Below are 11,739 nucleotides of genomic sequence, written 5' to 3'. Positions count from 1 at the left end.
AGTGGTGACCGGCAAAGGCATCGTCATCCGCGAGGCGCATTTTCCCGGGCGCGCGCCGATCGAGGCCTACGGCAATGGCGGGTTCCGCTTTGCCGACATGTCGCATCGCGGCTCGCTGCTGTGCCTGCCATCCGGCATCCATGGCTGGGAGCCGGCGGACGCTTCAGCACTGACGGTGGCGGATTTCGAAAAAGTTCTGGCCGAGGCCGACAAGGTCGAGATCCTGCTGGTCGGCATGGGCAAGGATTTGAGGCCATTGCCGGCGGCGCTGCGGGCGGCGCTGAAAGAGGCCGGCATTGCGTCCGACCCGATGTCGACCGGGGCTGCGGTGCGAACCTACAATGTCCTCCTGGCGGAAGACCGCGCCGTGGCCGCCGCGCTCATTGCCGTCGATTGATATGTCGCAAAATGCCAAAATCGTCATGGACGCAGTGCGCGCCGCCGACCATGATCGCTATCTGACGGCACTCTACGCGCCGGCCGACAAGCGCGATGCGCTGTTTTCGCTCTACGCTTTCAATGCCGAAATCGCCGGCATCCGCGATCGCATCCATGAAGCGTTACCGGGCGAGGTGCGGCTGCAATGGTGGCGTGACCTCATCGCCGCCGACAATGATGATGCAGCCATCGGCCATCCCGTCGCTGACGCGCTGAAAGCGACAATTTCCGGCCATCGCCTGCCCAAACCGGCCTTCGACAACATGCTCGAGGCGCGCATCTTCGATCTCTATGACGACCCGATGCCGTCGCGCACCGACCTGGAAGGCTATTGCGGCGAGACGGCAGCGGCACTGATCCAGCTTGCGGCGATGGTGCTCGATCCCGTCGAGGCGCCCCGCTTCGCCGAACTGTCGGGCAGGGCGGGCTGCGCGCAGGCCATGACCGGCCTCCTGCTTCTGCTGCCGCTGCACCGCAAGCGCGGGCAATGTTTTGTCCCGGCCGACATTCTGGCGGCGGCGGGATCGTCACCGGAAGAGTTTGTTGCCGGCGACGGCGGGCCTGGCGCGCAGCGCGCCGTGGCGGCGATGATCGCGCTGGCGCGCGAACACCTTTCCGCCTTCGAGCGGGGCGCCGCAGCCCTGCCGGCATCGTTGCACCCGGCATTCCTGCCGCTGGCACTGTCGCGCGCCTATCTCGACAGGATGGAGGGCTCGCGCCATTCGCCGCTCGACGGCGTCGCGCGGCTGTCCGCCTTGCGCCGGCATTGGCTGCTGTTGCGGCGGGCGAGCAAGGGCTGGCCGGCATTTTGACGTAAACGTCAATCGTGCTAAGGATTCGGCCGTGCCGGGAACTGTCGCCAGAGATGACAGGCCGGCCCGGAGGAAATCCATGAGCTTGCCCGTTCTGGTCGCGATCGTCGTCCTTGGCATAGCGCTATCGGTTGCCGCGGTGCATTTCACCGGTGGCAGCAAGGCGGCAACGCTGGCCGATCCGGATCAGGCGTTGCGCCGTTTCGCCGAGGATTTTCCCGACGAGATAGTCGCGACGGTTCGCCTGACGGCGGATGCCAAGACGGCATTTCTGGACCTTGGGCGAGGGCGCACCGGCATCGTTCACAGCATGGGCGACTGCTTTTTGACGCGTATCGTCACGGCTGCGGACGTCTCGGTGTCCAGGTCCGACGAGACGAACACAATTCAATTGCGGTTGACGGACTTTACCTGGAAGGGCGGCCGTTTCCGTTTCACTAATGTCGGCGATGCGCAGGCCTTGCTGAAGGCTCTTGAAGCACGCCATGCCGCCAGGGAGGCCGCGTGATGGACAGCTATGATTTTCCGCAGGTCACCCAGCTGGCCATTCCGTTCTTTGTCGCCGCGATCCTGATCGAGCTCTGGCTGGTCCGCACCGGCCGCGCCAAGGGCTCGTTCGAGACGCGCGACACGCTGACCAGCCTGATGATGGGCACCGGCAATGTCGTCGCCGGCCTGCTGCTTGGCGTCGTCTCCTACTGGGCGCTGCTGTGGCTATGGCAGTTCCGCGTCTTCAATCTCGGCCTGTCGGTCTGGGTGTTCCTGGCCGCCTTCCTGCTCGATGATCTGCGCTACTATGTCTATCACCGCATCGCACACAGGGTGCGCTGGGTGTGGGCCGAGCATGTCAACCATCACTCCAGCCAGCACTACAATCTGTCGACGGCGCTTCGGCAAAGCTGGACGGGCCTGTTCACCTTCATGTTCGTGCTGCAGGCGCCTTTGGTGCTGCTCGGCTTCCATCCGGCGGTGATCGCCTTCACCTTCGGCTTTAACTTGGTCTGGCAGTTCTGGATCCACACCGAGACGATTGGCAAGATGTGGGGCTGGTTCGAGTTCATCTTCAACACGCCCTCGCACCACCGCGTCCACCACGCCACCAACCCGCGCTATCTCGATGCCAACTATGCCGGCACGCTGATCATCTGGGATCGGATGTTTGGCACTTTCGTCGAGGAACTCGAGGATGACCGGCCGCGCTACGGCATCGTCAAGAATCTGGGCACCTTCAACCCGCTGAAGGTGGCGTTCCACGAATGGATCGGCATGTTCAGGGATGCCTTCGCGCCGGGTCTTTCGCTCAGCGACCGCATCAATTACCTGATCAAGCCGCCGGGCTGGAGCCATGACGGCTCACGCGATACGTCGGAGAGCCTGAAGGCGGCCTATGTCAGGCGAAATCCGGGTGAGGCTGGCAAGCCGGGATTGCCGAGGGTAGGTGCCGAGCCGGCCGAATAGGGGAATTACTCCGCCGCTTCGGCCGTTTCTGTTGGCGCCGGCAAACCCAGCCATTGCCGACAATCGCCCAGCGCGCGCGATGTGATGGCGTGGCGCTTGGCGACTGTCTTGTCCTTGCCGCGCAGGCGCTTGCCTTCGGACTTCACCGCTTCTACCGGCGGGAACAGGCCGAAATTGATGTTCATCGGCTGGAAGGAGCGCTTGCCCGGCTCGTCGTCGGAAACGATGTGGCCGCCGGTGATGTGGTTGAGCAGCGCGCCGAAAGCCGTTGTGAGCGGCGGCAGCGACGGCGCGTGGCCGAGCCTTTCGGCAGCGGCGAAGCGGCCAGCGAGCAGGCCGATGGCGGCGCTTTCGACATAACCTTCGCAGCCGGTGATCTGGCCGGCGAAGCGCAGGCCCGGGCGCGATTTCAGCTGCAGCGAGGCGTGGAGCAGCGTCGGCGAATTGATGTAGGTGTTGCGGTGCAGACCGCCGAGGCGGGCAAAATCGGCATTTTCCAGGCCCGGAATGGTGCGGAAGACGCGGACCTGTTCGGCATGCCTGAGCTTGGTCTGGAAACCGACCATGTTGTAGAGCGTGCCCAGCGCATTGTCCTGCCGCAGTTGGACGACCGCATAGGCCTTCACCGTCGGGTTGTGCGCGTTGGTCAGGCCCATTGGCTTCATCGGCCCGTAGCGCAGCGTCTCGACGCCGCGTTCGGCCATGATCTCGATCGGCAGGCAGCCGTCGAAATAGGGCGTGCCCTCCCATTGCTTGAATTCGGTCTTCTGGCCGTCGATCAGCGCCTGGACGAAGGCGAGATACTGCTCCTTGTCCATCGGACAATTGATGTAGTCCTTGCCGGTGCCGCCGGGGCCGACCTTGTCGTAGCGCGACTGGAACCAGCAGGTATCCATGTCGATCGTGTCGAAATGGATGATCGGCGCGATGGCGTCGAAGAAGGCCAGCGCATCGGCGCCGGTCGCTTCGGCGATCGATTGGGCAAGCGATGGGGCGGTCAGCGGCCCCGTAGCGATGATCGCCTGGTCCCAGTCCGCCGGCGGCAGGCCGGGCACTTCCTCGCGCTGGATGATGATCAGCGGGTGCGCCTCGAGCTTTTTCGTCACGGCCTCGGAGAAGCCGTCGCGGTCGACGGCCAGTGCGCCACCGGCCGGCACCTGGTTCGCGTCGCCCGCGCTCATGATCAAGGAGCCGGCCAGCCGCATTTCGGCATGCAGCAGGCCAACCGCATTGTTCTCGGCGTCGTCTGAGCGGAAGGAATTGGAACAGACGAGCTCGGCCAGGCCATCGGTCTTGTGCGCGTCCGTGCCGCGAACCGGGCGCATTTCATGCAGCACGACGGAAACGCCGGCTTGCGCCGCCTGCCATGCGGCCTCGGAGCCGGCGAGACCGCCGCCGATGATGTGTATGGGATTTTTGCTCATGAGCGCCGGAATAATCGCTTGGGGCGGCGATTGCAATTGCCGCGCTTTGCGCGGGCACGGCGCGGGGGGCGAAACCAGCCTCTGAATGCAACAACACCCGCCGGGGGAGGAGGTCCGGCGGGTGTCGTTTTGGGGGTCGACCCTCGGGAGGAGGTGAAGATCGACCGTATTCGTCATCGCCGGGGAGGAGGTCGGCTTTGACGAAATCTCTTTTGCCATTTTTTAAAAGGGGCAAAACCCTTTGGAGCAAAACTCGTTTTGCCCTGGGAAACAACGCCCGCCGCGGGAGGAGGTGCGGCGGGCGCCGTTTGGTTGGCCAACCCTCGGGAGGAGGTGAAGGTTGTGCCTATTCGTCATTGCCGGGGAGGAGGTCGGCTTTGACGAAATCTCTTTCGCGTTTTGAAAAGGGGCGAAACCCTTTGGAGCAAATTCGTTTTGCTCGGGGGAACAACGCCCGCCGCGGGAGGAGGTGCGGCGGGCGCCGTTTTGGTGGTCAACCCTCGGGAGGAGGATAAGGGCTGACCGTTCGCTGAAGGTCGGGGAGGAGGTCGACCCCAGCGAAATTCCGTTAGATCGCCCGGCGGGCGACGATCTTGATTTCGTCGCGGACGATACCGAGATCATGGAGCTGGCGGTTCGAAAGGCGACCCAGCTCGGTAACCGTCTCGCGATATACGCGCCAGTTACGATAGTTGCGGATCAGGTTCATTGTCGTTCTCTCTTCAGAAACTTGTTCGGACCATTCGCGGTCCGAAGGATTAGACCGCCTTGCGAGCGACGTAAGGAATGTCGCTGCGGCTGATGCCGAGGTCGGTCAGTTCGCGGTTGCTCAGGCGGCTCAGCTCGGACACGGTGTCCCGGTAGCGGCGCCAGTTGCGATAGTTGCGGATCAGGTTCATGGTAGTTCTCGTTTCGTCTTTCTTGCGGATCATTCCGTTTGTGTACGAACCATAAGTAGGCGGGCTCATATCGATTTAAAAGCGCTATGGCTGCATGGCAGCAATGCAAATTGTGCAATGCAACATTAACGCGCCTTCACGGACCTGACACAAAGAAGCCAGAATCGGAAAGTGCCGTGACGTCAACGGGTTGGCTGGTTCGGCTGAAAAAACGACCTAGCGGGGGATGCAGGACATGGCGGGCTATTCGACACGGGTCAAATCCGACATTGCGCGGTGGCTTCAGGCAGGCCTGATCGACGCCGCGGCGGCCGATGCCCTGACGCGTGACGTTGAGGCCAATACGCGCAAATCACTGAGCTTCGGTTCGATCCTGGCCATGATGGCGGCGCTACTGTTTGGCGCGGCCATCCTGATCTTCGTCGCTGCCAACTGGGATGCCATCCCGCGGCTGGCGCGGGTCGCGGCGCTGTTTTCCATCATCCTTGGAGGCTATGTCGGCGGCGCGGTGCTGAAGACGCGCGACCACGCGGCGATCGGCGAGGCCTTATGGATCGTGGCTGCCGCTGCTTTCGGCGGTTCGATCGCGCTGATCGGCCAGATGTATCATTTGTCCGGCGACGAGGCTTCCGCGCTGGTCACCTGGGGCGCCGGTACGGCGCTGGCGGCGGTCACGCTGCGGTCGAACCCGCTGACCGTCGCCTCGGTCGGCATCGCCGACGCCTGGCTGTTCTTGAAGGGCTTCGATTATTACAGCCGCAGCGAGTTTCCGCATGCCTTCGTCGCCATGGCCATCGTGCTGTTCGCCGTCTCGTTCTGGACCCGCAGCCAGGCCGCGCGGCACCTGATCATCCTGTCGCTGCTCTTCTATCTCGTGCTGTTGGCCGGAAATCACGCGACGCTGCCGGTGGCGATCCCTCTGGTCATCGTCTCCGCCGTGCTCTTCGCGGCTTCTGTCTTCGCACCGGAACCGGTCGACAGGATCGTGCAGCTCGGCGGCCGCTTGCCCTTGCACGCGCTGCTCGGCTTCCTAACCGGGCTCGCCATCATCCAGTTCGAACTGGCCGACGAAAGCACCTACAACAGTGGCTTCGCCATTGCCTCGGTCGTCGCGCTGGCCGGCATCGTCGCCGCCATCGTGCTGGCGGGACGGGAGAGCCGCGGCCTGCGCTGGCTTGCCTATCTCGGCTTCGCCTTCGAACTCGCCATGATCTATGTCGTGACCTTGCAGTCGATGCTCGACACGGCCGGCTTCTTCCTTGCCGCCGCGGTGCTGCTCGGCATCCTGGCGATCATCATCATCCGCGTCGAAAAACGCATGAAGGGTCCGGCAACGGGGGAAGCCACCGCATGATGACCGGAAAGAGGCTTGTTATCTCGGCACTGGTGCTGGCGCTCGTCCAGATAGGGTTCCTGAGCTGGATCATCGCCGGCCGGGCAGCGATCCTGCGCAACGGCAAGGAAGTGCTGCTGAAGATCGAACCGGTCGATCCGCGCGACCTGCTGCGCGGCGACTACATCATCCTCGGCTACGCGATTTCGCGCATTCCGGTAAAAATGATCGCCAACATTCCCGCCGGCAAATTCTCCAGCGACGATACGCCGATCGTGGTCCGGCTGAAAAAGGGCGACGACGGTTATTGGACACCGACCACCGCCTGGTTCGGCAAGGTGCCGACGCCGGCCGGGGCCGACGAGGCCGACATATCAGGCCATGTCGCCGAGGGCTGGGATCTGCGCAGCGAGGGCATGACCATCGCGCCGGACTACGGCATCGAGCGGTTCTACCTGCCGGAGGGCAAGGGCATGGAGATCCAGAGCGACATGCGGGTGCGCCCGTTCGGGATAAGGCTTGCGCTCGCCAGCGACGGCACTGCGCAGATCAAGGCACTGGTCGACGGCGACAAGACGCTGTTCGAGGAGCCGCTATATTAATAACGATGGATGCCGGTCATCGGTGCAAATCAAGAGACCAGACCCCAAAATCAGGTGTAAGGCCTTTCCGTACAAGCGTTGCGGCAACGCGGAACCGGAATAGACTCATTTTTGTGTCAGCTGTGGTACCCCCACCGGGGCGGCGTGTGCCACTATACGAATAGCCAAACAGATTCTTCGCAAGAAAGTTAATTGACTCAGGGATGGACAACTCCGCGGATCAACTCCGGACCTTACTCGTCTCGGCGATGATTTTGGGATAGGGACCAGTCGATATTGTGTAGCTAAAGTCTGATGCGCCTTTGTCCTGCTTGTGTATCGAGGGGCTGCGGACAAGCCAGTCATAGACACCCGAAACCATGCAGCGATCGTTTGCACAGGTGACCACAATGCTGTCATTGCGGACGTTATATACGCGTTCAGGCCATCGCCGGTAATAGTCCCTCTTGTCCTGAATGATCGAACTTAGGTTCGTCAACTTGCCATAATAGTCGACCGTGCGAGCATAGGACGCCTGAACTTGAGCAAGAGCGAAATCGTCGTTGTCGCCATGATGTTCGATCAGATCCTTGACGAAGGCGACCGCAGCGCTCTCCGCCTGTTGCCTGGCGTCGGGCGCGGGCGCAGGGTCTGGCCTCGTCGACACCTGCGATGTATCTACGGGCGATTGGTTCGCTGCGACATTGGTCACACGCAACTCTGCCATTTCGGTGGCCGATAGGTATCTTATGTCATGCTTGTCATAGCTCGAAGCCAATTCCATCAGCTCGGGGTCCACTCCCATCTCGACTACATAGGATGTGATTGCGGCCGTTCCGAGCTGGACACGAGCCTTTGCTTCTTCTCTGGAGATCCCGTCAACCGATTTCAACCAAGCCCGATGAACGCCGATAGAACCTGGTTCGGCAACCCGGTGGACGCCACCCAGGAAGGCCAGTGAGCAGGCTGAAGCGCACTGCAATTGGCGAAGCTGAAGCGTATCCAACCCTGCAGCGCGGATCATACGCCCCAACCGAAGCGCGCTGCCGACATTGCCGCCGGGGGAGTTGAATACGATCATCCGGGCCCCGCTGCTCGCAACCGCGTTGCTAAAGGCGTTCAGGGGTTCATGGTCTTTGAACTCGCCTGATACAACAAGAAACGGCTGCTGCCCTGGAGACGAAACAGGCGTGTATTCCAGGGCCTCAACCTTACATGTTGCTGCCGCGACAATTGACCCTACCGTCAGAACGAGAGAAACTACACGCATAACCCGACAGATCCCCCACCTGCCTGCTGCAAGTAAGAACCTGTCAACAGACTATTTCAAGAGCCTTCCTTGAAAGTTGGATTTCATTCGGAGCGGCTGTCGTATATGCCGGCGACGCGGTGATCACCAATGTCGATTTCAGTTGAACGAAGCAGGAGATTGTTCAGTGCCGCTCGAACTTATCAACCCCGATGATCTGCCAGTTCCAGAGATGTACTCACAGGTTGTCGTCGCGACGGGGTCCAAGCTGCTATTCGTCTCAGGTCAGCAGCCCGAAGACATAAACGGCAAGCTCGTTGGGCATGGTGATTTCGCGGCGCAGGCGCGCCTGGCATTCGGCAATCTCGGCCGAGCGCTCCGTGCGGCAGGCGCACGGCCCGAACAGGTTTGCAAGATCACAATCTACATTGTCGACTATAAGCGTGACGAACACGTACCGATCATCGAAGAAGCGCAGATTTCGCTGTTTGGCGATCACAAGCCAGCCAATGTGGTGGTCGGGGTGCCGATAATGTCCCCAGGCTACCTCATAGAGGCCATAGCGGTCATTGACGAGGCCGTCAGAAACTAGCGTGCCAGGTCTTTGAGACATAGGCGGGGCCGATGCCAGGCAGATGGCTTTGGTGTCGTCGCCTCTCCGAGCCGCAGCGGCATCCGTGCGAATGGGTGACAGAATTTTCAGCTAAGCTTTCTGCGAAGCAGGCTAAAGTCGACAAGGCGCAGAAGTCTTGTCTTGTCGGTCACAAGCTTGTCGAACGCCGCATCAAAATCATCTCCGATCGCATGCCACTCGCCCTTCAGCCCGCGAACGCGCCGGGCGCGCAGCCAATTCTTTATCTTCGCGCCAATCCCGATGGGTTTCAGAATTATGCCACAGCCGTAATCGGCATCGACGGTGAAATAGTCGAGATCTGGATTGCCCAGCACGAAATCGATGTATGCTTTGTAAGTCACGCCGCACCACTCGCCGTCAAAAAAGGAGGGGTTGGCTGCAGCCCGGTGAGGGGGCAGGCAGTCATGTACCACCACCGCACCGCCGGGCGAGACCATGCGGAAAGCTTCCCTGATGTCTCGCGCCGAGCATTCGTATGTGTGATGCGGATCAACGAACACAAGGTCGAACGTCCGTCCCTTCAGCCGTGTGTCCTTGAGACATGCCGCGATATCGTCATCAGCGGAGGAGAAATCGACGGGGAGGCCATCGAGCGGCAGCTCTGTCGTCCGATACACCAGGCGCATGCAGGGCTGAAAACCCAATTGCCGTGCTTCCGCGTACCTGAAGCCAGTGGTGCTCGTGTTGATTTCAAGGTAGCTCGTGAGCCCGAAGCGAACCGAGAGCAACCCGCAGATGTGCGCCTTGTTCCAGTAATCAAGCGTCATATGATCCCGCCGTTTCTCGGCAAATGACTGGATCCCATTGCCGGCTGTTTCTCAGCGATCAATCAATAGGATTCTCGGCAGGCCCATGGCCGCGCTGAGGAAAGATAATGTCAAGATCAGGAAGAGGCAGAATAAAACAGCTACGGTCGATTGGTGCGGATGAAGGGACTCGAACCCCCACGCCTTTCGGCACTGGAACCTAAATCCAGGGCGTCTACCAGTTCCGCCACATCCGCATCATCCGGCAATCCCATGTAGCCATCATTCTGTCAATGTCGCAGACGAGATGTCTGGTCAGGGCCGAAATGCTGGTTATTCGCCTAAACGCGAAGATGGTTGAAAATTAGGCTCGCCTGTGACAAAAGGCGTGTCGAATGTGACGGGACGCGACGATCCGCTTCTACAGAATGTGAAAAGAAGTAGGAAAAACAAGAACTTATTCACATTTTGGAACGCAGTTTGGGAGAGTTTGAGCCGTAATTTCGGTCAAATCGCCAGGTTCCGTACCAAAAGCCATTCCCGGCAAGATTATACCGGCAGGCTGTAAACGGCAGAGGCCGTGGCAGTCTCATTGGTGAAAACAAAGGTTTTACGATGCAGGTCACCGAAACGCTCAACTCCGGTCTCAAGCGCGAGATCAAGATCACCGTGCCGGCCGGTGACATGGAAGCCAAGCTGATGGCGCGGCTGTCGGACGCCCGCAACAAGGTTCGCATCAACGGCTTCCGGCCGGGCAAGGTGCCGGTGCAGCACCTGCGCAAGGTCTATGGCAAGTCGTTCATGGCCGAAGTGGTCAATGAGATCCTCAACGATTCGACCCGCTCGATCATCACGGGCCGCGGCGAAAAGGCCGCCATGCAGCCCGAAGTCATCATGACCGAGGACGAGAAGGAAGCCGAGAAGATCCTGGCCGGCGGCACCGACTTCGAGTTCCGCCTCAATTATGAGGTCATCCCGGCGATCGAGATCAAGGATTTCTCCGACATCAAGGTGACGCGTCAGGTGTTCGACGTGCCGGACGCCGAGATCGACGACCAGGTCAAGCGCGTCGCCGAATCCGCACGCAGCTATGAGCCGAAGACCGGCAAGGCCGCCGAAGGCGACCGCGTCAGCATCGATTATGTCGGCAAGATCGACGGCGAGGCCTTTGCCGGCGGCGCCGGCACCGACCAGCTGCTGGTTCTGGGCTCCAAGGAGTTCATTCCGGGCTTCGAGGATCAGCTTATTGGCACCAAGGCCGGTGACGAAAAGCAGGTCACCGTGACCTTCCCGGAAAACTACCAGGCGGCACATCTGGCCGGCAAGGAAGCCACCTTCGACGTCACCGTCAAGGAAGTGTCGAAGCCGGGCGAACTGGAAATCAACGACGAGACCGCCAAGAACCTTGGCCTGGAATCGCTGGAGCGCCTGCGTGAGATCGTGCGCGGCCAGATCGAGAACCAGTTCGGCTCGATGACGCGCCAGAAGGTCAAGCGCCAGCTGCTTGACCAGCTGGATGCCGCCTATTCGTTCGAGGCTCCGTCGAAGCTCATTGACGCCGAGTTCAACAACATCTGGGCCCAGGTCACCCGCGACCTGGAAGCCGCCGGCCGCACCTTCGCCGACGAAGAGACGACCGAAGAGGAAGCCCGCGCCGAGTATCTGCGCCTTGCCGAACGCCGCGTGCGCCTCGGCCTGGTGCTGGCCGAGATCGGCGAGAAGGCCGGTGTCACCGTATCGGACGAGGAATTGCAGCGCGGCCTGTTCGAGCAGGTTCGCCGCTTCCCGGCCAATCAGCAGCAGGAAGCTTTCGAGTTCTACCGCAGCAACCCCGAGGCGCTGAATGCGCTGCGCGCACCGATGTTCGAGGAGAAGGTGGTCGATCACCTGCTCGGCCAGATCTCGGTCACCGATGTCAAGGTCAGCAAGGAAGAGCTGATGGCCGACGACGAGGACGCGGAGACCACGACCAAGGCGAAGCCCGCGAAGAAGGCCGCGGCCAAGAAGGCTGAAGCCAAAGCGAACGAGGACGAGGCTGAAGAGCCGAAGAAGAAGGCCGCGCCGAAGAAAAAGGCAGCCAAGGACGCCGAATAAGTTCGCACTTGATGGAATCGACGAAGGCCGCCCTTGAGGCGGCCTTTTTCGTTGCGAAACTGCAACAGCCG

At 61.0% G+C, this 11,739-nt stretch carries 13 protein-coding genes and 1 tRNA gene; 8 read left to right on the top strand and 6 right to left on the bottom strand.

Going from position 1 to position 11,739, the window contains the following annotated elements; translation table 11 throughout:
- Nucleotide 1: 1 nt before the first annotated feature.
- From ACWGS8_RS06635 to ACWGS8_RS06620, 4 genes are all read left to right on the top strand, one after another.
- Nucleotides 2-397 carry an Mth938-like domain-containing protein gene (locus ACWGS8_RS06635; protein WP_454580177.1) on the top strand — a complete coding sequence of 132 codons (396 nt, stop codon included), beginning with the start codon at nucleotides 2-4 and terminating at the stop codon, nucleotides 395-397.
- Nucleotide 398: 1 nt separating this feature from the next.
- Nucleotides 399-1,250: a phytoene/squalene synthase family protein gene (locus ACWGS8_RS06630; protein ID WP_454580176.1), complete on the top strand. Its 852-nt coding sequence runs from the start codon at nucleotides 399-401 to the stop codon at nucleotides 1,248-1,250.
- 79 nt (nucleotides 1,251-1,329) lie between these two features.
- On the top strand, nucleotides 1,330-1,758 hold the full coding sequence (locus tag ACWGS8_RS06625; RefSeq protein ID WP_454580175.1) for a hypothetical protein: 429 nt from the start codon (nucleotides 1,330-1,332) through the stop codon (nucleotides 1,756-1,758).
- Complete coding sequence (locus ACWGS8_RS06620) at nucleotides 1,758-2,708, top strand: sterol desaturase family protein (RefSeq protein WP_454580174.1); 951 nt, start codon at nucleotides 1,758-1,760, stop codon at nucleotides 2,706-2,708. The genes ACWGS8_RS06625 and ACWGS8_RS06620 overlap by 1 nt, the downstream gene beginning before the upstream one ends.
- 5 nt (nucleotides 2,709-2,713) lie before the next feature.
- Here ACWGS8_RS06620 and trmFO read toward each other — a convergent pair whose 3' ends face one another.
- From trmFO to ACWGS8_RS06605, 3 genes are all read right to left on the bottom strand, one after another.
- Nucleotides 2,714-4,132: a methylenetetrahydrofolate--tRNA-(uracil(54)-C(5))-methyltransferase (FADH(2)-oxidizing) TrmFO gene (trmFO, locus tag ACWGS8_RS06615; protein ID WP_454580173.1), complete on the bottom strand. Its 1,419-nt coding sequence runs from the start codon at nucleotides 4,130-4,132 to the stop codon at nucleotides 2,714-2,716.
- Between the two features lie 568 nt (nucleotides 4,133-4,700).
- Nucleotides 4,701-4,841: a DUF1127 domain-containing protein gene (locus ACWGS8_RS06610; protein ID WP_013895120.1), complete on the bottom strand. Its 141-nt coding sequence runs from the start codon at nucleotides 4,839-4,841 to the stop codon at nucleotides 4,701-4,703.
- Between the two features lie 49 nt (nucleotides 4,842-4,890).
- Nucleotides 4,891-5,031 (bottom strand): DUF1127 domain-containing protein, encoded by a 141-nt coding sequence (locus tag ACWGS8_RS06605; RefSeq protein WP_013531315.1) that lies wholly within the window; start codon nucleotides 5,029-5,031, stop codon nucleotides 4,891-4,893.
- Nucleotides 5,032-5,266: 235 nt separating this feature from the next.
- Between ACWGS8_RS06605 and ACWGS8_RS06600 the strand changes: the two genes are divergently transcribed.
- Both ACWGS8_RS06600 and ACWGS8_RS06595 read left to right on the top strand, forming a co-directional pair.
- Entirely contained in the window at nucleotides 5,267-6,385 is a 1,119-nt protein-coding gene (locus ACWGS8_RS06600; RefSeq protein ID WP_454580172.1) for a DUF2157 domain-containing protein, read from the top strand.
- Nucleotides 6,382-6,966 (top strand): GDYXXLXY domain-containing protein, encoded by a 585-nt coding sequence (locus ACWGS8_RS06595; protein WP_454580171.1) that lies wholly within the window; start codon nucleotides 6,382-6,384, stop codon nucleotides 6,964-6,966. The genes ACWGS8_RS06600 and ACWGS8_RS06595 overlap by 4 nt, the downstream gene beginning before the upstream one ends.
- 220 nt (nucleotides 6,967-7,186) lie before the next feature.
- Here the strand turns inward: ACWGS8_RS06595 and ACWGS8_RS06590 are convergent, their stop codons facing one another.
- The gene (locus ACWGS8_RS06590) at nucleotides 7,187-8,215 is read right to left on the bottom strand and encodes a hypothetical protein (protein WP_454580170.1); all 1,029 of its coding nucleotides are present in this window, start codon (nucleotides 8,213-8,215) and stop codon (nucleotides 7,187-7,189) included.
- A gap of 166 nt (nucleotides 8,216-8,381) precedes the next feature.
- Here ACWGS8_RS06590 and ACWGS8_RS06585 point away from each other — a divergent pair, with 166 nt between their 5' ends.
- A complete protein-coding gene (locus tag ACWGS8_RS06585) occupies nucleotides 8,382-8,786 on the top strand; it encodes a RidA family protein (protein ID WP_454580169.1) in 405 nt (134 codons plus the stop codon).
- Nucleotides 8,787-8,893: 107 nt separating this feature from the next.
- On the opposite strand, the gene ACWGS8_RS06580 is transcribed toward ACWGS8_RS06585, so the two are convergent.
- Both ACWGS8_RS06580 and ACWGS8_RS06575 read right to left on the bottom strand, forming a co-directional pair.
- On the bottom strand, nucleotides 8,894-9,595 hold the full coding sequence (locus ACWGS8_RS06580) for a class I SAM-dependent methyltransferase (protein WP_454580168.1): 702 nt from the start codon (nucleotides 9,593-9,595) through the stop codon (nucleotides 8,894-8,896).
- Between the two features lie 151 nt (nucleotides 9,596-9,746).
- Nucleotides 9,747-9,831 (bottom strand) — tRNA-Leu (locus tag ACWGS8_RS06575).
- Between the two features lie 358 nt (nucleotides 9,832-10,189).
- Between ACWGS8_RS06575 and tig the strand changes: the two genes are divergently transcribed.
- Nucleotides 10,190-11,668 (top strand): trigger factor, encoded by a 1,479-nt coding sequence (gene tig, locus ACWGS8_RS06570; protein ID WP_010909869.1) that lies wholly within the window; start codon nucleotides 10,190-10,192, stop codon nucleotides 11,666-11,668.
- Nucleotides 11,669-11,739: the final 71 nt, after the last annotated feature.

The organism is Mesorhizobium sp. 43Arga (assembly GCF_053714255.1).
The sequence above is the reverse complement of the archived record's forward strand: the minus strand, read 5'-3'. Positions and strand labels throughout refer to the sequence as shown.